An 18,822-nucleotide genomic window follows, 5' to 3' on the forward strand; every position below is an offset into this window, starting at 1 on the left:
TCTTTCGCGAATCCTCCATGCAGTCCCGATCCCTGGCCCGAGAGCTGGCTCTTCTGGTGCTTGGTCAACTTCCTGACCGTGAGGTGAAAGCAATTCAGGAGTCGTCTAAGGCTGACTTCTCTGTGGAGAGCCTGCTCCAGAAAGCGCTTGACACGCTTCTTCAGCATTGGCGCGAGACCCTTGATGGCTGTGCTGCCGATCTGGAGAAGGCCCAGCAGCATTTGCTGGACAGCGAACTGAAGGATGGCGATCGCAGTGACAATGCCGTGGTGCGCGACCAGCTCAAGGCGTCCCTGGCGTCAGCTGAGCAGGTGCTGAACGGTTTGTCTGGATCTTTAGAGCTGCCTCGACTGCTGGCCCTCGCCGATCAGGATCGTGTGCGGGAGGACGCCAGGCAGCGGATCGCGTTGGTGCTGGAGCAGCGCACCAGCATTGATGCCCGTTTGGATGGAGTGATGGAGGGCTGGAGGCTGACCCGTCTGCCTCGCATTGATCGGGATATTTTGCGTTTGGCTGTTGTGGATCTCACCGCGCTGAAGACCCCCGCAGCGGTTGCTTGTAATGAGGCTGTCGAGCTGGCCAATCGTTACAGCGATGATCAGGGGCGGCGCATGATCAATGGAGTGCTTCGCCGTCTCCAGGCGGCGGCATCCACCTCGTCCCTGTCCTGACCTCCGGTCACTCAAGCCCCGCATCGATGGTTTACGACTGGTTCAATCGCACCTCCGTCCCGCCCGGACAGGAGCCCGCCGATGGAGAGGTGACCGCTGCTGAACCCGCAGAGGCGGCTGAACCTGCGGCTGATCCATCACAGGCCAATGGGGCAGTTGTCGATGAGGATCCCCTGGAGTGGGCCCGGCAGGCCTACGCACGCCTGAAGGCGCAAAAGGCCCAGGAAGCATTGGCTGTTCAGGCAAAACAGGCTGTTCAGGCAAAACAGGCTGTTCAGGCAGAACAGGCTGTTCAGGCAGAACAGGTTGCTCCTGTTAAGGAGTCCATCGCGTCCTCTGAGTCAGCTCCTCTCTCTGAGTCTCAAGAGCGCGAATCCACACCTGAAGCGTCATCCGCGGTGTCGCCTGATCCGGCTCCAACAGCGGGTTTGTCCTTGCTGGAGCAGGCAGCGGCCCAGCGTCAGGAACGCCGCGAAGATCTCGAACGCCGGAGCCTTCCAGTCGATCCCGTGGAGCCGGCCCAACCGGCTCAGTCCTTGGAGATCAGCGGATCTCCTGCTCTGGTCAGCGATGGTGACGATCCACAGCTCGGGGCATTCGATGACACCTTCACCTGGTCTGCCGAGGTGCTCGCAGCCCAGGGGCGCCGCGCTGAGCAGGTCTCGCTTGAAGAGATTGATTGGCTCGGTCGCCTGCGGCGCGGCCTTGAAAAGACTCGCCAGGGTTTTGTTACCAGCCTGCTGGAGAATCTGGGCGACGACCCCCTCACTCCAGAGGTGGTGGATGAACTGGAGGCTCTGCTGCTGCGGGCAGATGCCGGCGTGCAGGCCACCGATCAGGTGATGGAGGCCTTGCGCCGACGCCTGAATAAAGACGTGGTCGATCCTCGCGAAGGGATCCGGTTCCTGAAAGAGCAGCTGCGCAATCTGCTGGAGAAGCCCATTCATGACAGCGGTGTCGAGCTTCTCGCTCCGGAGCGCGGTCGTCTCAATATCTGGCTGATGGTGGGCGTGAACGGTGTGGGCAAGACCACCACCCTCGGCAAACTCGCCAATCTCGCCGTCCGCAGTGGCTACAGCGCTCTTGTGGCCGCGGCCGACACCTTTCGTGCGGCGGCGGTGCAGCAGGTGGCGGTCTGGGCTGATCGCAGTGATGTGCCGGTGGTCTCCAATCCCTCGGCCAATGCCGATCCCGCGGCGGTGGTGTTCGATGCGATCGGTGCCGCCCGTTCCCGCAACGCCGATCTGCTCTTGGTGGATACGGCTGGTCGGCTTCAGACCAAGCACAACCTCATGGAGGAACTGCAGAAGATCCGTCGGATCGTTGATCGGCTTGCTCCGGAGGCCAAGGTCGAGTCTCTCCTGGTGCTCGATGCGAGCCAGGGGCAGAACGGTCTGAAACAGGCGATGGCCTTTGCCAAGGCTGCTGATCTCACGGGTGTGGTGATCACCAAGCTTGATGGCACCGCCCGCGGTGGGGTCGCTCTGGCGGTGGCATCGGAGGCAGGTTTGCCGATCCGTTTCATCGGAGCAGGGGAGGGGATCCGAGATCTACGGCCTTTCAACAGCTTTGAGTTTGTCGAGGCATTGCTGGCCGGTCGCTGAACCCTTGCTACCTTGCGGGTCCTGCCATGGTTGGCCGTGAGCAGTAAGCCACCACGGCGCCACTCCACTCCGCGTCAACGCAGTGCCCCCCAGGCATTGACGGCTACGGCATCGTTTCGGCAGCTTCTCGACAGCCTTTCCAACGAACAGCGCACCAACCAGGACCTGTTGGTGTCTCTCGGTTTCACTCTGCGCAGCTTCACCAACCTTGATCGTTTCCTGGAGCTGGTGCCCGTGGTGGCATCGCGGCTCGTTGGAGTGGAAGGAGCCCTGTTGGTGCCGTTTCAGGCGGATGGGCGCCTCTGGCGTGAGCAGCTCCAGGTTTTGCCGTCCGATCGATCGGAGGAGCTTCTGCGACAGGTCGCCGCCTACGAGCCTGGGCTGGTTGTGGGTTTCGCCTCAGAGGAGAGTCAGCTTCAGGGTCTCGATTATCTGGTTCAGCGTCAGCTCGGTCGAGCGGAGCTGTTTGCCACCAGCCTCGTGGCCCGTGGTCGTCCTCGGGGTCGTCTGTATGTGTTCAGCCATGGGCCGTCCATGGCCTGGAGCGAGGTGCATCGCCGCCACGTGCAACTGGTGGCCGATCTGGCCGCGGTGGCGATTGAAAACGACCTGATGCTGCAGCAGGCCCGTCGCCATGAACGGGTGGATCGCCAGCTCAGCATTGGTGCGGAGATCCAGGCGCAGCTGCTGCCCGATCGCTGCCCGGTGATTGAAGGGGTGGAGTTGTCGGCCCGTTGCCGCCCGGCGTTTCAGGTGGGCGGTGACTACTACGACTTCATCCCGACGCGACCGGAATTGATCGGGCGGCGACGTGAACGGGGTCGTTGGGCTCTCGTGATGGGGGATGTGATGGGCAAGGGGGTGCCGGCCGGTTTGCTGATGACCATGCTCCGGGGGATGCTCCGCGCCGAGGTGCTGAGCGGACTGCCTCCGGATCGCATCCTCCATGACCTCAATCAGCTGGCCCAGGAAGATCTGGCCCAGTCCCACCGGTTCGTCACCCTTTTTTATTCCGATTTCGATCCACGCACCCGCCGGCTTCGTTTTGCGAATGCGGCCCATAACCCGCCGCTGATTTGGCGTGCCCAACAGCGGACGATCAGTCGCCTCGATGCACCGGGTCTGTTGATCGGTCTTCAGCCGGAGGCCGACTACGGCTGCGGCGATGTGGTGCTCGAACCCGGTGACGTGATTCTGTATTACACCGATGGGGTCACGGAGGCCCCTGGCATCACGGGTGATCGCTTTGATGAAGCTCGCCTGATGCGAACCCTTGAGGCGGCCTGTCGTTCTGGGATGGGCTCCCAGGGCATCCTCGATCAGCTGTTTACCCGTCTGGATCGTTTTATCGGTGCGGATCGGCAGTTGGAGGATGACGCCTCGATGGTGGTGCTCAAGGTGCGTGAGGAGGTGATGCTTCCGTCTGTTCCCCGTTCTGCCCTCTGACAAGCTGAAGGCTGGTGGCGTGAACGGCAGGTATGGCAGCGGGAGTGACGGGCGGCGGCTCGGGCACCTGGAGTGATCGGTTTGAAGAGGGCTTGCACCCGGCGATCGAGCGCTTCAACGCCTCCATCGGGTTTGACATCACCCTGTTGCAGGAGGACCTGGATGGCTCGATCGCCCATGCACGCATGCTTGCTGAATGCGGAGTGATCAGCGATGAAGAGGCTGGTCAGCTCTGCGCCGGTTTGGAGCAGATTCGCAGCGAAGCGGCATCCGGCAACTTCCAGCCTGGCCTGGCCGATGAGGATGTGCATTTTGCGGTTGAGCGGCGTCTGATTGCCTTGCTGGGTCCGGTCGGTAAGAAGCTTCACACCGGCCGCAGTCGCAATGATCAGGTGGGAACGGATCTGCGTCTCTGGTTGCGCAGGAGAATCGACGCGCTGGAGCAGGCGGTTGTGCGTTGTCAGCATGCCCTGCTCACGCAGGCCGATCGCCATCGTGAGACCTTGATTCCGGGCTACACCCATCTGCAGCGGGCCCAACCGCTTTGTTTGGCCCACCATCTGCTGGCCTACGTGGAAATGCTCGAGCGCGATCGTGAGCGACTCAGGGATGTGCGCGTTCGGGTGAACATCTCTCCGTTGGGGGCTGCGGCATTGGCTGGTACACCCGTGCCGATCAATCGACGCAGCACGGCAACGGCCCTGGGTTTTGAGCGGGTCTATGCCAACAGTCTTGATGCGGTGAGCGATCGGGATTTCACGGTGGAGTTCTCCGCAGCGGCTGCTTTGGTGATGGCCCACCTCAGCCGCTTGGCGGAGGAGGTGATCTTCTGGGCGAGTGAGGAATGCGGTTTCGTACGTCTGACCGACCGCTGCGCTACCGGCAGCAGCCTGATGCCTCAGAAGAAGAATCCAGATGTACCGGAACTGGTGCGTGGAAAGTGTGGCCGGGTCTTCGGCCATTTGCAGGGCCTATTGACGATGATCAAGGGGTTGCCGCTTGCTTACAACAAGGATTTTCAGGAAGACAAGGAAGCCCTGTTTGATGTTGTTCGCACGACCTCTGATTGTCTCGAGGCCATGGCGATTCTTCTCGAGGAGGGGGTGGAGTTCCGACCGGAGCGTCTCGAGCAGGCTGTCGCCTCTGATTTTTCCAATGCCACCGATGTGGCTGACTATCTGGTGACCCGTGGTGTGCCCTTCCGTGAGGCTTATCAGTTGGTGGGTGCAGTGGTGAAGCGTTGCCTTCAGGACGGTGTGCTTTTGCGTGATCTCAGTCTTGAGCAGTGGCAGCAGTTTCATCCGGTGATTGAGGCGGATCTGCTGGAGGCGCTTGTGCCTCGCCGCGTGGTGGCGGCCCGTCTCAGTGAGGGGGGAACGGCTTTTGTTCGCGTTGAGGAGCAGCTGGCTCTCTGGTCTGAACGTTTGTCAACGAAGTGACTCACTGGGTCTACGCTAAACAAGCCAGAGGCCATTGATCCCTTTTCGGACCATGAACCGATGGCAGGTCAGGTCCCATCGGTCCCTCTTATCAACGGTCCATTAGGAAAGTGAGCATTTTCGTCGGCAATTTGCCCTTCCGCGCTGAGCAGGAAGACATCATTGAATTGTTCGCCGCCCATGGCGAAGTCACCAACTGTGCCCTTCCTCTGGAGCGCGACACCGGCCGCAAGCGTGGTTTCGCCTTCGTCGAAATGGCGGATGAGGCAGCAGAAGCTGCTGCGATTGAAGCCCTTCAGGGTGTTGAACTGATGGGCCGCCCCCTGCGCATCAACAAAGCCGAACCCCGAGGCAGTGCTCCCCGTCGAGGCGGTGGTGGCGGCTACGGCGGTGGCGGCTATGGCGGTGGTGGTGGCTACGGCGGTGGCGGTGGCGGCCGTGGTGGCTATGGCGGTGGCGGCGGTTATGGGGGCGGCGGTGGTCGCTCTGATGACGGCGGTGGCGGTGGTTATGGCGGTGGTTCCGGTGCCCGTGGCTGGGAAGATCGCAGCTACGGCGGTGGTGGCGGTTATGGGGGCGGCGGTGGAGCTCCCCAGGGCGGTGACTACGACGATGGCCGCAGTCGTCGCCGCCGCGGCGGTGGAGCTACTGCTCCCCAAGGCGACGATTACGGCGATTACGGCGGCGCAGAGGGCTGATCCCTTTCGCTGTTCCAGGCGATCAGCAGCACAGGTTCAGAGCCCGGCATCCTCAAGCTGCCGGGCAGCTGACTCGAGAACGGTCAGATCGGCTCCTTTGCGTTGGGCGTTCTGACCAAGATCCCTGCGCCAGTGGCGTGCTCCAGGCACTCCTTCCACCAGTTGCACGAGATGACGGCCCATGTCCCAGAGTCGTCCCCCCCGTTGGAGGTGCCGTTCCGCATGGGGCATCAGTCCCCTCACCACCCCTGAGGCGCTGACCGGTGGTCGTGCTGAATCGCCGTAGATCAGTTGGTCCACCTCGGCCCAGCGCAGGGGATGGGCGTAAGCCGCACGACCCACCATGGCTCCATCGCAGTGGCGCAGGGCATTGAGACAGTCGCTTGGGGTGTCCAGCCCGCCATTCAGCTCGATGGTGAGCTCGGGTCGGCGCTCCTTCAGGGCAATCACTCGGTCGTGCTGCAGAGGCGGAATTGTGCGGTTCTGTTTGGGATCCAGTCCCTCCAGCCAGGCCTTGCGGGCATGCACGCTGAATCGTGATGCGCCAGCGGCGGCCACTGCATCCACGAAGGCGGTGAGTAAAACATCGCTGTCGAGCGCATCGATACCGACCCGATGCTTGACCGTCACCGGCAGATCCGAAGCGGCTTTCATAGCTGCGACGCATCGGGCCACCGTCTCTGGTTCGGCCATCAGGCAGGCACCGAAATTCCCTGCTTGCACTCTGGGGCTCGGGCAGCCCACGTTGAGGTTGATCTCGTCATAGCCCCAGTCGGCGGCCATTCGGGTTGCTTCCGCCAGCAGCAGGGGATTGTCTCCACCCACTTGCAAGGCAAGGGGGTGCTCTTCTGGATCAAATCCCAGCAGTCGCTCCCGCCGATCGCTGTGGTGCAACGCTTGGGCCACCACCATCTCGCTGTAGAGCAAGGCTCTCCTGCTGATCTGCCGCATCAGCAGGCGGAAGTGACGATCGGTGCAGTCGAGCATTGGCGCCACACTGAAGCGCCAGGGCGGTTCCCGGTCGGAGCTGGTGGGGGAATCCATCCCCCCATGCTGCCTCGCGCCAGGCCTCGCTTAGAACACCATCATTGCTTTTGCTCTCTGCCATGACCTTTTCCATTCGGCAGCGGCTACTGAGCCGTCGCTCTCTGCTGGGCCGCGTCATGGTGGTTGCGTTCGGTTGGATGGCAGCTCCCAGGCCTGTCCTGGCGGCGTCTAAGGCAGCAGACCCCGCCTGGACTCTCTCGGATGCTGAATGGAAGCGTCGGCTCACACCAGAGGCCTATCAAGTGTTGCGGCGGGAAGGGACCGAGCGCCCCTTCACCAGTCCCCTGAATGGTGAGAAGCGCAAGGGCACGTATCACTGCGCTGGCTGTGACCTGCCTCTGTTTTCCTCTGCCGCCAAGTTCGACAGCGGTACGGGTTGGCCCAGCTTCTGGGAGCCGTTGGCCGGTGCGGTTGCCACGAAAGTAGATTTCAAATTGATCATTCCGCGCACCGAGTACCACTGCCGTCGTTGCGGGGGCCATCAGGGTCATGTGTTTGATGACGGTCCAAGGCCCACCGGCAAGCGCTACTGCAACAACGGCGTCGCCCTCCGGTTCCAGCCCTCTGCATGATCTGATCGTGATCGGCGGTGGTGCCGCCGGCTTCATGGCAGCAATCACGGCTGCCGAGCAGGGGCTCAGGGATGTCCTGGTCCTCGAGGCCACCCCTGAGCCCCTCAGCAAGGTGCGCATCAGCGGCGGCGGTCGTTGCAATGTCACCCATGCCTGCTGGGATCCGATCGAACTGGTGGGCCATTACCCCCGCGGTAATCGCCCCCTGCGCGGTCCCTTCAGTCGTTTCGCCTGCGGGGATGCTGTGGGCTGGTTTGCCGATCGAGGTCTGGAGCTTGTCGAGGAGCCGGATGGTCGGATGTTTCCTGTCGCCAACCGATCAGAGGCGGTGATCCAGTGTTTGCGCCGTGCAGCTCGGAGTGCTGGGGTTGAGCTTCAGCTGCGTGCTCCGGTGCGCAGCCTGCGGCAGCAGGACGAAGGGTTTCTGCTCGAGGGCCATGGCCGCCAAGGCGAGACAGCTCCGCTTTGGACGGCCCGTCGGGTGCTCGTGGCCACCGGTGGTCATCCCAGTGGACGGCGACTGGCTGCCGCTCTCGGGCACCAGATCGTCGATCCCCTTCCCTCGCTGTTCACCCTGGCACTTCAGGCCCCCGGGCTTACAGCCTGTTCTGGGGTGGCGCTCGATGGCGTGGAACTGGAGCTCAGCCTGTCCGGCGGTCGCTGGCGACAGCTGGGCAGGGTGCTGATCACCCACTGGGGGCTCAGCGGTCCGGCGACCCTCCGACTAACGGCCTTCGCTGCTCGTGGGTTGCATGCGGAGCGGTATCGAGGCGAGCTGACCGTGCGCTGGTTGGCTGGGTTGGCCAATGCTGAGGTCTCCGCAGCCCTGCAGACCCTGCGCCATCAGGAATCACGCCGCAGCCTCGCCGCAGCCCGACCCTATCCGCAGCGGCTGCCACGGCGGCTCTGGCTCACCCTGCTCGCTCAGGTGGGAGCTGATCCTCAGCGTCGCTGGGCGGACTGCCCAGCTGCCTGGGAGCGAGCCCTGGTGCAGGCGTTGACTGGCAGTCGCTATCCGATCCGGGGTCGAGGTCCTTTTGGAGAGGAGTTTGTGACGGCCGGTGGTGTCGCGCTTGGCGAGGTCAATCTGGCAACGATGGAGAGCCGACTGGTGAACGGTCTTTACTTCGCAGGGGAGCTGCTGGATGTGGATGGGGTCACCGGCGGCTTCAACTTCCAGCACTGCTGGAGCAGCGGTTGGCTGGCGGGTCAGGCGATCGCTGCCTCCCTCCTCTGAGCACTGTTCACTGGATCTGGTCGAACACCGTGAACATCGGCAAATACATGGCCAGCAGGATTGAGCCGACGATGCCACCCACCACGACGATCATGGCCGGTTCCAGCATCGAGGTGAGCGCTTTGACCGCCGCCGACACCTCGTCTTCGTAGAAGTCCGCCACTTTGCTGAGCATCTGGTCCATCTCGCCGGTTTCTTCACCGATCGCGAGCATGCTGAGGGCCATCTCCGGCAGCACCTTCTGGCGGTTCAGGGCTGTGCTCAGAAGCACCCCCTCCTGGACGAGCGTTCTTGAAGCAAGGATCGCGTCCGAGATGATCGAATGACCGGCCGTCTCGCTGGAGATTTCCAGGGACATCAGGATCGGCACGCCGGCGCGGGTGAGGGAACTGAAGATCCGGCAGAACTGAGCGGTGGCCGTTTTCATGATCAGGTCGCCGAACAGGGGTAGGCGCAGCGTTATCCGATCCACCACACGACGGCCTTTGTGGGTGTTGTAGTAGCGAGCGAATAGCCAGACCCCCACCAGCAGCCCCCCCGCGAAGATCAAGGAGGCGGAGGATCGCAGCAGTTTGCTGAGGTCCACCATCAGCTGGGTGAACAGGGGCAGTTCCGCCCCCAGGTCTTCGAAGATTCCGGCAAAGGTGGGAATCAGAAAGATCGTCATGCCCAGGAACACGAGGATGGCGATCACCAGCACCGCAACCGGATAGCCCAGCGCGCCTTTGATCTGGTTCTGCAGGCGGGCGTTGTCTTCGAGCAGTTTGGCCAGGCGTTTCAGGGATTCATCGAGCACACCCCCCGCCTCGCCCGCCTCCACCATGGCCACGGTGAGCTGATCAAAGACCTTCGGCCATTGCCGCATGGCTGCACCCATCGCCGTGCCCTGGTTCACCTCCAGTTGAACGGCGACGAGAGCCTTCTTGAACATCGGCAGTTTTTGCTGGCTGGCCATGAGATCGAGGCTGCGCACGATCGGTACGCCGGCATCCACCAGCGCGGCCAGCTTGCTGGCCCAGACGGCCTTCTCCTTCACGCCCGGAGGTTTCTGAAACGCCTCCCCCAGGTCGAGGGAGAGCAGACCGGCCTTGGCTTGGCCGCCTGCAGCTGTCTGATCCTTGGTTTTGGCACGTAGATCCGTGGCCTTGATGCCGCGTCTCCTGAGCTGGCGCCTGGCGTCGACGGGATCACTGGCACGGATCGTCACCGATCGCGCCTGTCCTGAGGCGGAGGTGTAGCTGGCGGTGAAGGTGACCATCGATCAGCGCCTGGGTCAGCCGTTCAGCAACCGTTCCAGTTCGGACGGTTTGCTCGCTTTGGTTCTCGCCTCATCCAGGCTGATCTCGCCGCGGTTGACCAAATCCGCTAAGGCCTTCTCCAGGGTCTGCATCCCCTGCTCTCCCCCGGTCTGGATCTGCGAGTAGAGCTGAGCGGTCTTGCCCTCGCGGATCAGATTCGCCACGGCTGGTGTGTTGATCAGGATTTCCTGGGCCATCACCCGGCCGAACTGGCCTGGTTGAGGATTCTCTTTCCGGCAGAGGGTCTGGGAGAACACCGCCACCAGGCTTCCAGACAGCTGCACGCGGATCTGGGTCTGCTGGCCGGGTGGGAATACATCCACCATGCGGTCGACGGTTTGAGCGGCCGAGCTGGTGTGCAAGGTGCCAAACACCAGGTGACCTGTTTCCGCGGCGGTGATCGCCAGCTGGATTGTTTCGAGATCGCGCATCTCCCCCACAAGGATCACGTCCGGGTCCTCCCGCAGGGCTGCTCGCAGGGCATTGGCGAAGCTGCGGGTGTCTTCGTTGAGCTGCCGTTGGTGCACCAGGCTGCGATCACTTCGATACACAAACTCGATTGGATCTTCGATCGTGAGGATGTGCTCTGCTCGGGTGTGATTGATGTGGTCGAGGAGGGCCGCGAGCGTCGTGGTCTTGCCGGAGCCCGTCGGGCCGGTCACCAGCACCAGCCCTCGCGGTCGCTTGCTCGTTTCCACCACCACCGAAGGCAGCTGCAGGGCCTCAATGCTGGGGATGCTGCTGCCGAGGGCCCGCAGGCAGGCGGCGTAACTGCCTTTCTGGCGATAGACGTTCACGCGGAATCGCGCCACCCCCTTCAGGCCGTAGGCGCAGTCCAACTCCCACGTCTGTTCGAGGGTCTTGCGCTGACTGTTGTTCAGCATCGAGAAGATCAGCCGGTTGCAGGTCTCCTCCGTCAGGGGGGTCTCCGTGAGGGGGCGGAGCTGCCCGCTGAAGCGTCCGTAGGGAGGTTGCCCGCTGGCGAGGTGCAGGTCGCTTCCGCTGCCCTGAACCAGCTGTTCCATCAGGTCTTCAATCATCAGGTCCATGGCAGGCAGCTCATTGACGCGGGCGCAGGCAGTACGGACATTCCAGCCAGACTTCCTGCAGTCCGCCACCACAACCGGCGCAGGTCAGGGTGCTCAGGGCCCGGGCGCGGCGTTCCGATTCGAGTCCGGCATCGGTGAGGATCATGCGTCCCACCTCCTCCAGGGTGGTGAGTCCTTGGCGCACCAGCTCCAGGCTGTAACCCAGCAGCGTTTGCATGCCGCTCTCCAGGGCGAGGCGCCGGATCACGTCCGTGGTTGCTCCCTTCGCCACGGCGGTGGCCAGGGTTTCATTCATGCGCAACACCTCATACACACCAACCCGGCCGCGGTAGCCACTGCCCTGGCAATGGCCACAGGCGTTGCCGCTTCCGTCGTGGTGACGGGCGCGCACGAAGCGCACATCCGTTTCTCTGTGGGTGATGAGTCCGAAGCGCCCCAGTTCGTCGGTATCGGGCTGGTAAGGCTCGCAGCAGTGGCTGCAGACCCGGCGCAACAGGCGTTGGGACACGATGCCGATCAGGGAAGCGCTGACCATGAACGGTTCGACGCCCATTTCGCTGAGACGGGCGATCGCACTTGGGGCGTCATTGCAGTGCAGGGTGGTCAGCACGAGGTGTCCGGTGAGGGCGGCTTCGATGGCTGTTTTGGCGGTTTCCAGATCGCGCGTCTCCCCCACCAGCAGCACGTCCGGGTCTTGACGCATAAAGGCGCGCAGGGCGGTGCTGAAGTCGAATCCCTTGTCACGGTTGACCTGGCACTGGGTGATCCCAGGCAAGGTGTATTCAATGGGATCCTCCACCGTGGAGATGTTGATCCCAGGGTCGTTCCGTTCCGCCAGTAGCGAATAGAGCGTCGTGGATTTACCCGATCCAGTTGGGCCAGTGACCAGGATCATCCCGAAGGGTTTGGAGCCGAGGCTGCGCACCAGTTGAAGGGCGTCAGCATCGGTGATCAGCTTGTCCAGCCCCAGCTGGGTGGCGCCGCTGTCGAGCAGCCGCAGGACGATCTTTTCCCCGAAGCGGCTCGGAAGGCTGTTGACCCGGAAATCAACGGTGCGCTTCTGGAAGCGTCGCCGAATGCGCCCATCCTGGGCCTGTCGGCGTTCGGCGATATCTAAATCGGCCATGATTTTGAATCTTGAGGTCACTGCCGGCACAAGGCGACTCGGCAACGGTTCGCTGTAGCTCTGAAGCACGCCGTCCTGACGGAAGCGCACCTGAAGTCCGGCTTGCTGGGGCTCCACATGGATGTCACTGGCTTCCAGTTGCAGGGCCTGCAGCAGGATTCGGTTCACCAGATTTACGACCGGTGAGGCGTTGGTGTCTTGCAGGGTCTGCTCGAGGTCCTCGTGCAGGGCTGCCAGCCTCGCGGTTTCCTCGGGGTCTTCTTCCAGGACCCCCTCGGGATTGAAATTTTCAAGCAGGGAAGGGCTGGCGGCTGGGTTGGACGCCGGTTCTGCGCTGAGGGCTGTTTCTCGGGAGGCTGTTTCTCGGGAGGCTGTTTCTCGGGAGAGCGCGCCCGTGATCACTGTGTCAGGGGTGTTGGCTTCAACAGTGCTCTGCGGTTCTTGGAGTGCCAGCCCTTGGAGCTCAAGCCCTTGGAGCAGCCTTGCCAGCTTTGGCTGGTTGAGGTCTAGTCCCTTGCGTTCGATCGCGTCCCGCAGGCGGGAGGCGCTGAGGGGTGTGGGCTGTTCCGGCAGCGGGATCTGCAGGAGCAACTCCAGTTCCAACCGTTGCCGAGTCGGTTCGGAATCGGAGGTTGATGCCTGCTCTTTCATGCTCGACTCCGCAGACGATGCACGGTGATGGGTCGGAGGTGCGGGCTTCCGCCGCTTGTGGGAGGCACGCCTCACCCTTCAACATGTCTAGACGTGAATTCGGTCCCGGTCAGCATGAGTGGCGATCTCTCCTCCCCTGCGCATGAGTCCACCGCTGGTGGCGGTTCTGAGGTTCCGTCGTCATCTGTGAGTCCTGAGTCCGCCGCGCAGCAGCCCTCAGATTCCTCGACCGATGGCTCCGCTGGTTCGATGGACAGCCCAACAGCCAGTGAAACGGTCGATGGGTCGACCGAGTCTGCTGCTGACAACAGTGCCCGGCTCGAGCAGCTGGAGCGCGAGCACAGCAGCCTTCGGGAAGAACATGAGACCCTGCGCAGTCAATACATGCGCATCGCTGCCGATTTCGACAACTTCCGCAAGCGCCAGAGCCGGGATCAGGACGACCTCAAGCTGCAGCTCACCTGCAGCACCCTCAGCGAGATCCTGCCGGTGGTCGACAACTTTGAGCGGGCCCGCCAGCAGCTCAACCCTGAAAGCGAGGAGGCGCAGTCGCTGCATCGCAGTTATCAGGGCCTCTACAAGCAGTTGGTGGATGTGCTCAAACAGCTGGGAGTGGCCCCGATGCGAGTCGTGGGTCAGGACTTTGATCCGACCTTGCATGAGGCAGTGCTGCGGGAACCCAGCGACGAGCACCATGAGGATGTGGTGATCGAGGAGCTTCAGCGCGGTTATCACCTCAATGGCAGGGTGCTTCGCCACGCCATGGTCAAGGTCTCCATGGGGCCTGGTCCTCAGGGTGGGGCTGCAGCTCGGCCCGATGCCGATGCCGACAGCAGCTCCGCGGAGACTGGAGACTCCAGTGATGCGTCCGCTTGATCGCCTGGAGCTGGCCCTTAGGGTGATGAACGGGATGACGAGCTGATGGCCGATTACTACGAGCTGCTCGGGGTCGGAAGGGATGCCGATGCCGACAACCTGAAGCGGGCCTATCGGCGATTGGCTCGCCAATACCACCCGGATGTCAACAAGGATCCTGGTGCTGAGGATCGTTTCAAGGAGATCGGCCGCGCCTATGAGGTCCTTAGCGACCCTCAGACCCGTGCCCGTTACGACCAGTTCGGTGAGGCCGGTCTCGGTGGTGCTGCCGGCATGCCCGACATGGGCGACATGGGTGGCTTCGCCGATCTGTTCGAAACCTTCTTCAGCGGCTTCGGTGGAGCGGCAGGTGGGCGGCAGCAGCGGCGCCGTGGGCCCCAGCAGGGCGATGACCTCCGCTACGACCTCACGATCGATTTCGAGCAGGCGGTGTTCGGTCAGGAGCAGGAGATCCGTATCCCCCACCTGGAAACCTGCACCACCTGCAACGGCAGCGGCGCCAAAACCGGCAGTGGACCCACCACCTGCACCACCTGCGGTGGTGTTGGTCAGGTGCGACGTGCAACCCGAACTCCCTTCGGCAGCTTCACGCAGGTGGCGGAGTGTCCCAGTTGTAATGGCAGTGGTCAGGTGATCGCTGATCCCTGCTCCGCCTGCGGTGGCCAGGGGGTGCAGCAGGTTCGCAAGAAGTTGCGGATCAACATCCCTGCCGGTGTCGATACAGGCACCCGACTGCGGGTGGCCGGAGAGGGTAATGCCGGCCAGCGCGGCGGTCCCTCAGGGGATCTCTATGTCTTTCTCACCGTTCGTCCCCATCCCAGCTTGCGACGGGATGGCCTCACCGTGCTTTCCGAAGTGAAGGTGAGCTATCTCCAGGCCATTCTTGGCGACACGATCGAGGTGGAGACCGTCGATGGTCCTTCCAGCCTCGAGATTCCTGCCGGCACCCAGCCCAATGCCGTGCTCACCCTCGAGAACAAAGGCATCCCCAAGCTCGGCAACCCCGTGGCCCGAGGTCACCAGCGCATCACGGTCACCGTTCAGTTGCCCACCCGCCTCAATGCGGAAGAACGGACCCTGCTGGAGGATCTGGCCGGCCACCATTCCGCCCGGGGTGAACAGCATCACCACCACAAGAGCGGATTGTTTGCCCGCCTGTTCGGACAACGCTGAACGGTGCCCTTTCCCGAGGCCGATTCGTCACTTGATCTTCGGGGCACCCCCTGCCCGGTGAATTTCATCAGGGCACGACTGGCCCTGGAGGGCCTGGAACCAGGGGCAGTGTTGGAGCTGGTGTTGGATCGCGGCGAACCTGAGGCCATGGTGTTGCTCGGTCTGGAGCGGGAGGGTCATGCCGTGTCGGTGCAGGAGACCACGGACGACTGGCTGAGACTTCACGTGACCTGCGCTGGTGGTTGATTCCGACCGCCGGCACGGGATGGTGGTGGCCCTTCAGGCCAACTATTTGGAGGTGGAGCTGGATGATCCGGAGGCGGGCCTTCGCCTGCTCTGCACCCGTCGCACGCGACTCGCCCATCGCGGTGCCGCGGTGCATGTCGGTGATCGGGTCTGGGTAGAGGCCATCGATCGGGAGCACAACCGCGCCGTGGTGGCGGAGGTGGACCCGCGCAGCAGCTGGTTGACGCGTCCACCCGTGGCCAATGTCACCGCGGTGGTGGTGGCTCTGGCCGTGGAGCAGCCTGCCTTTGATCCTGATCAGGCCAGTCGCTTTCTGCTGACGGCGGAGCAGACCGGCCTGCAGGTGCATGTGCTGCTCAGCAAGTGCGATTTGATCCCGGCAGAGCAGCAGCAGGCGCTGGTTGAGCGTTTGCGTGGCTGGGGCTATGACCCCCTGGCGGTGTCCAGCCGTACGGGCATGGGACTGGAAACGCTTCGTTCCAGGCTGGCGCAGGGGTCGCTCTCAGTGCTCTGTGGTCCATCTGGAGTGGGTAAGAGCTCCCTACTCAACGGTTTGATCCCCGGGTTGGAGCTCAGGGTTGCGGCAGTGTCCGGTCGTCTGCAGCGCGGCCGCCACACCACCCGTCATGTGGAGCTTCATACCCTCCCTTCAGGCGCGAGGGTGGCCGACACTCCTGGTTTCAACCGGCCTGAGCTGCCCGGTGATGTGCAGAACCTGGAAGTGCTTTTCCCAGAGCTGCGTCGGCGACTAGAGGATCAACCCTGCCGATTCCGTGATTGTTTGCACCGGGGAGAACCTGGCTGTGGGATCGATCAGGACTGGGATCGCTATGCCCTTTACCGGCGTGCCGTCGAGGAGATGCTTGCCCTCAGCCGCCCATCCCGGGGAGGTTGAGGTTGAGGCCGCCTGTGAGTTCCTCCATGCGTTCTTTCATGGTGCCGGTGGAGCGTTCATAGGCCGACTTGAGTGCTGCGAGCACGGCCGCTTCACAGGCTTCTGTGCCTTCTGACAGGAGAGCTGGATCCAAGCGCACCCGCAGGGGTTGCTGATTGCCAGACAGCCACACACTCGCCCGGCCATCGTCTGATGTGCCTTCCAGTTCCATGGCGTCGAGCTCCTCCTGGAGCTTCTGGGCGTCCTGCTGGATCTGCTGGGCCTTCCGGAACGCTTCCGTGAGCTGACCGAAATTGGGGAGTCCGAACCCTGCCATGACGCCTTTGGAGGAATCGGCAGGTTAGGCGGTCAGGGCGAGGGAGTCTCGCTGAAGCCGAGGCGCTTCACTTCGGTGTGCAGTCGGATTCCTCGGTCCCGTTCGACCTCGGTTTGCACCAGCTCGATCAGATTGCCGATGTCGGCAGCGGTCGCTCCTCCGAGATTCACGATGAAATTGGCGTGGATGTTGGAGACCTCGGCGGCCCCAACCCGACGGCCCTTCAGGCCCAGTGACTCGATCAGTTGACCGGCCTTGAGTGGTTCGGGATTGCGGAACACGCTGCCGCAGCTCGGCCATTGATACGGCTGTGTGGTGGTGCGATGGGACAGGTTGTCGCTGGTGCGACGGCTGAGCTCGGCTGGATCATGACCGGGTTCCAGCAGGAATCGCGCGGCGATCACCAGGTGCTCCGCACGTTGCAGGCGACTGTGCCGATAGGCAAAGTCGAGGACTTCGCTGGTGAGGGTGATGGGCTCGCTGCTGGTGCCCTGGAGATCGAGAACGTCGACTGAGATCAGCCGTTCTGCGGTGCAGCCGCCTTGGGCTCCAGCGTTCATCACGGCGGCGCCTCCCACGGTGCCTGGAATGCCCACGGCCCATTCCAGGCCGTGGAGACCGGCCTTGGCAGCCCGGCGCGCCAGGGTGGGAATCGGCTCTCCGGCCCAGGCGCTGACCTCACCGCTGTCGCCACAGACCTGGCTGCCCTGCAACTTCCGCAGGCAAAGGGTGAGCCCCGGCAGCCCGCGATCGCTGATCAGCAGATTGGAGCCTGCGCCGATCACCCGGATCGGTAGGGATTCGATCTGAGCCCACTGCAGCAGCTCCTGCAGCTGGTGGATGTCTGCTGGTTCCGCCAGCCATTCGGCCGGACCACCCACGCGCCAGGTGGTGTAGTCGGCGAGAGCGACCTGCCGACGCAGCACGCCCGACTGCTCAAGCTGCATCAGGCCGCCAGTGGTGAGCGACATGAGGCTTTCGAGGAAGAGCTGTCGTCGGCAAGACGGCTCCAGAGGCTGTTGACATCACCGGCGCCCATGGCGAGCACGAGATCATCGGGCCGGCTGTGCTCCTGCACCAGCACGGTGAGCTCCTCCAGGCTGTCGGCCACCAGAACGGGACGCTCCGGTGCCAATCGATGCAGGGACGAGGCCAGTGCGTGGCTGTTCACGTCGGCGATCGGTGCTTCACCGGCGCTGTAGACAGGGGCGAGCAGAACGCAATCGGCCAGGGTCAGGGCCGCAGCGAACTCCTCGAGGAATTCCTGGGTACGGCTGAAACGGTGGGGCTGGAAGACCACCATCAACCGTTGGGGCGCCCGGGGCAGGGGACTGCGACCGCTGTTGAGCATCAGGCGCGCCATGCTGAGTGTGGCGCGGACCTCACTGGGGTGATGGGCGTAGTCGTCCACGATCTGGCGTCCTTGCCAGTCGCCGCGGAAATCAAAGCGCCGACCCGGGGCCTGCAGCTGTTCAAGTCCCTGCTTCAGCTGATCGAAGCTCACGCCCGCTAAGCGACAGGCAGCCAGCGCTGCGGTCACGTTGCTGAGGTTGTGCAGCCCAGGCAGGGGGAGGGTGATTTGCCCGATCGGCTCCCCAGCCTCGTAGAAGTCGGCGATGGTGCGGTCGCCGTCTAGTGCCACCGGTAGCGCTGCGAAATCGACTCCCTCGCTCCGTTGAACAGACCACCAGGCGGCCGCTTGAAAATGCTCGCGCAGAATCGGGTCGTCGTGGTTGGCCAGCAGACGACCGCAACCCTGGGCGAAACGCCCCATGGTGGCGATCAGGTCCTCAAGGTTCTTGTAGTGATCGGTATGGTCCAGTTCCAGATTGGTGATCACACCGAGTTCGGCCTCGAACTTCACTAGGGAGCCATCCGATTCATCTGCCTCCGCGACCAGGAAGCGGCCGGTGCCGGCATGGCCATTGCTGCCGAAGCAAGGAACGACGCCACCGATGACGGCGGTGGGGTCTTCACCAGCTGCTGCCAGCAGGGTGGTGATCACTGTGCTGGTGGTGGTTTTGCCATGGCTGCCTGCCACCGCGATCGACGGTTGATCGGCGATCAGAGCAGCGAGTACGTCGGAGCGATGCCAGATGCTGAGACCATGCGCGCGGGCGGCAGCGAATTCAGGATTGTTCGCCGGAATCGCGGTGCTGACCACGACCAGCGGGGCTGGCTCCGACGCCGCGATCAGCCGATCGATGGTGCTGGCCACCTGGGAATCCAGCACCTGGATGCCCTGATCGATCAGACGCTGAACGATCGGCGTGCGCTTGGGTTCCGAACCACTCACCCGAAAGCCGCGTTCCGCCAGGATCAGCGCCAGCGCGGACATGCCAATGCCGCCGATGCCGATGAAATGAACGGGCTGCTGCCGGCTGAGCGAACTGGCCAATGGGCTGGATCGTGAGCCCGAAAGATAAGGCAGTCCTTGGCCGAAAGCTTGTCTTCGACACGCATGTCAGCACTCCACCC

18 protein-coding genes are annotated in these 18,822 nt (G+C 63.1%); 11 read left to right on the top strand and 7 right to left on the bottom strand.

What is annotated here, in order from left to right; all coding sequences use genetic code 11:
- Positions 1-17: 17 nt before the first annotated feature.
- The 5 genes from nusB to H0O21_RS03550 all read left to right on the top strand — a co-directional run bounded on the left by nusB (position 18) and on the right by H0O21_RS03550 (position 5,858).
- Positions 18-671, top strand: a complete 654-nt coding sequence (gene nusB, locus H0O21_RS03530) for a transcription antitermination factor NusB (RefSeq protein ID WP_185190397.1) — start codon at positions 18-20, stop codon at positions 669-671.
- Between the two features lie 26 nt (positions 672-697).
- A complete protein-coding gene (gene ftsY, locus H0O21_RS03535) occupies positions 698-2,275 on the top strand; it encodes a signal recognition particle-docking protein FtsY (RefSeq protein WP_185190398.1) in 1,578 nt (525 codons plus the stop codon).
- Positions 2,276-2,311: 36 nt separating this feature from the next.
- Entirely contained in the window at positions 2,312-3,721 is a 1,410-nt protein-coding gene (locus tag H0O21_RS03540) for a PP2C family protein-serine/threonine phosphatase (protein ID WP_185190856.1), read from the top strand.
- Between the two features lie 32 nt (positions 3,722-3,753).
- Complete coding sequence (gene argH, locus H0O21_RS03545) at positions 3,754-5,160, top strand: argininosuccinate lyase (protein WP_185190399.1); 1,407 nt, start codon at positions 3,754-3,756, stop codon at positions 5,158-5,160.
- Positions 5,161-5,270: 110 nt separating this feature from the next.
- Positions 5,271-5,858, top strand: a complete 588-nt coding sequence (locus tag H0O21_RS03550) for an RNA-binding protein (RefSeq protein ID WP_185190400.1) — start codon at positions 5,271-5,273, stop codon at positions 5,856-5,858.
- 36 nt (positions 5,859-5,894) lie between these two features.
- Here H0O21_RS03550 and dusA read toward each other — a convergent pair whose 3' ends face one another.
- Positions 5,895-6,902, bottom strand: a complete 1,008-nt coding sequence (gene dusA / locus H0O21_RS03555) for a tRNA dihydrouridine(20/20a) synthase DusA (protein ID WP_185190401.1) — start codon at positions 6,900-6,902, stop codon at positions 5,895-5,897.
- A gap of 62 nt (positions 6,903-6,964) precedes the next feature.
- On the opposite strand from dusA, the gene msrB reads away from it, so the two are divergent.
- Both msrB and H0O21_RS03565 read left to right on the top strand, forming a co-directional pair.
- A complete protein-coding gene (msrB, locus tag H0O21_RS03560) occupies positions 6,965-7,477 on the top strand; it encodes a peptide-methionine (R)-S-oxide reductase MsrB (RefSeq protein WP_185190402.1) in 513 nt (170 codons plus the stop codon).
- Entirely contained in the window at positions 7,404-8,714 is a 1,311-nt protein-coding gene (locus H0O21_RS03565; protein ID WP_185190403.1) for an NAD(P)/FAD-dependent oxidoreductase, read from the top strand. Before msrB ends, H0O21_RS03565 begins: the two co-directional genes overlap by 74 nt.
- A 7-nt stretch (positions 8,715-8,721) precedes the next feature.
- Here H0O21_RS03565 and H0O21_RS03570 read toward each other — a convergent pair whose 3' ends face one another.
- The 3 genes from H0O21_RS03570 to H0O21_RS03580 are packed head-to-tail and all read right to left on the bottom strand — an operon-like array spanning position 8,722 to position 12,838.
- A complete protein-coding gene (locus tag H0O21_RS03570; RefSeq protein ID WP_185190404.1) occupies positions 8,722-9,972 on the bottom strand; it encodes a type II secretion system F family protein in 1,251 nt (416 codons plus the stop codon).
- Positions 9,973-9,987: 15 nt separating this feature from the next.
- Positions 9,988-11,061: a type IV pilus twitching motility protein PilT gene (locus H0O21_RS03575; RefSeq protein ID WP_131455123.1), complete on the bottom strand. Its 1,074-nt coding sequence runs from the start codon at positions 11,059-11,061 to the stop codon at positions 9,988-9,990.
- 10 nt (positions 11,062-11,071) lie between these two features.
- Complete coding sequence (locus H0O21_RS03580; protein ID WP_185190405.1) at positions 11,072-12,838, bottom strand: GspE/PulE family protein; 1,767 nt, start codon at positions 12,836-12,838, stop codon at positions 11,072-11,074.
- 114 nt (positions 12,839-12,952) lie between these two features.
- Here H0O21_RS03580 and grpE point away from each other — a divergent pair, with 114 nt between their 5' ends.
- From grpE to rsgA, 4 genes are read left to right on the top strand one after another with little or no spacing between them, the layout of a single operon-like run.
- On the top strand, positions 12,953-13,714 hold the full coding sequence (grpE, locus tag H0O21_RS03585) for a nucleotide exchange factor GrpE (RefSeq protein ID WP_185190406.1): 762 nt from the start codon (positions 12,953-12,955) through the stop codon (positions 13,712-13,714).
- 45 nt (positions 13,715-13,759) lie between these two features.
- A complete protein-coding gene (gene dnaJ / locus H0O21_RS03590) occupies positions 13,760-14,887 on the top strand; it encodes a molecular chaperone DnaJ (RefSeq protein ID WP_185190407.1) in 1,128 nt (375 codons plus the stop codon).
- A 3-nt stretch (positions 14,888-14,890) separates the two neighbouring features.
- Positions 14,891-15,133, top strand: coding sequence for a sulfurtransferase TusA family protein (locus H0O21_RS03595; protein ID WP_185190408.1), 243 nt, complete (start codon positions 14,891-14,893; stop codon positions 15,131-15,133).
- A gap of 19 nt (positions 15,134-15,152) precedes the next feature.
- Entirely contained in the window at positions 15,153-16,028 is an 876-nt protein-coding gene (gene rsgA, locus H0O21_RS03600; protein WP_185190857.1) for a ribosome small subunit-dependent GTPase A, read from the top strand.
- Here the strand turns inward: rsgA and H0O21_RS03605 are convergent.
- From H0O21_RS03605 to murC, 3 genes are read right to left on the bottom strand one after another with little or no spacing between them, the layout of a single operon-like run.
- Positions 16,003-16,344, bottom strand: coding sequence for a YbaB/EbfC family nucleoid-associated protein (locus tag H0O21_RS03605; protein WP_131455127.1), 342 nt, complete (start codon positions 16,342-16,344; stop codon positions 16,003-16,005). The genes rsgA and H0O21_RS03605 overlap by 26 nt on opposite strands.
- 32 nt (positions 16,345-16,376) lie before the next feature.
- Positions 16,377-17,291, bottom strand: a complete 915-nt coding sequence (gene murB, locus H0O21_RS03610; RefSeq protein WP_255441180.1) for a UDP-N-acetylmuramate dehydrogenase — start codon at positions 17,289-17,291, stop codon at positions 16,377-16,379.
- Entirely contained in the window at positions 17,291-18,742 is a 1,452-nt protein-coding gene (murC, locus tag H0O21_RS03615; protein ID WP_185190410.1) for a UDP-N-acetylmuramate--L-alanine ligase, read from the bottom strand. The genes murB and murC overlap by 1 nt, the downstream gene beginning before the upstream one ends.
- Positions 18,743-18,822 lie beyond the last annotated feature (80 nt).

It is taken from the genome of Synechococcus sp. HK01-R, from assembly GCF_014217855.1.
Taxonomy (GTDB): domain Bacteria; phylum Cyanobacteriota; class Cyanobacteriia; order PCC-6307; family Cyanobiaceae; genus Synechococcus_C.

Excerpts from the sequence above, each read along its gene's own strand:
- murB (WP_255441180.1), bottom strand. The coding sequence starts at position 17,291 with ATGCAGCTTGAGCAGTCGGGCGTGCTGCGTCGGCAGGTCGCTCTCGCC.
- argH (WP_185190399.1), top strand. The coding sequence starts at position 3,754 with ATGGCAGCGGGAGTGACGGGCGGCGGCTCGGGCACCTGGAGTGATCGG.
- msrB (WP_185190402.1), top strand. The coding sequence starts at position 6,965 with ATGACCTTTTCCATTCGGCAGCGGCTACTGAGCCGTCGCTCTCTGCTG.
- H0O21_RS03580 (WP_185190405.1), bottom strand. The coding sequence starts at position 12,838 with ATGAAAGAGCAGGCATCAACCTCCGATTCCGAACCGACTCGGCAACGG.
- grpE (WP_185190406.1), top strand. The coding sequence starts at position 12,953 with ATGAGTGGCGATCTCTCCTCCCCTGCGCATGAGTCCACCGCTGGTGGC.
- H0O21_RS03575 (WP_131455123.1), bottom strand. The coding sequence starts at position 11,061 with ATGGACCTGATGATTGAAGACCTGATGGAACAGCTGGTTCAGGGCAGC.
- nusB (WP_185190397.1), top strand. The coding sequence starts at position 18 with ATGCAGTCCCGATCCCTGGCCCGAGAGCTGGCTCTTCTGGTGCTTGGT.
- H0O21_RS03565 (WP_185190403.1), top strand. The coding sequence starts at position 7,404 with ATGACGGTCCAAGGCCCACCGGCAAGCGCTACTGCAACAACGGCGTCG.
- dnaJ (WP_185190407.1), top strand. The coding sequence starts at position 13,760 with ATGGCCGATTACTACGAGCTGCTCGGGGTCGGAAGGGATGCCGATGCC.
- rsgA (WP_185190857.1), top strand. The coding sequence starts at position 15,153 with ATGGTGGTGGCCCTTCAGGCCAACTATTTGGAGGTGGAGCTGGATGAT.
- H0O21_RS03570 (WP_185190404.1), bottom strand. The coding sequence starts at position 9,972 with ATGGTCACCTTCACCGCCAGCTACACCTCCGCCTCAGGACAGGCGCGA.
- dusA (WP_185190401.1), bottom strand. The coding sequence starts at position 6,902 with ATGGATTCCCCCACCAGCTCCGACCGGGAACCGCCCTGGCGCTTCAGT.
- ftsY (WP_185190398.1), top strand. The coding sequence starts at position 698 with ATGGTTTACGACTGGTTCAATCGCACCTCCGTCCCGCCCGGACAGGAG.
- H0O21_RS03605 (WP_131455127.1), bottom strand. The coding sequence starts at position 16,344 with ATGGCAGGGTTCGGACTCCCCAATTTCGGTCAGCTCACGGAAGCGTTC.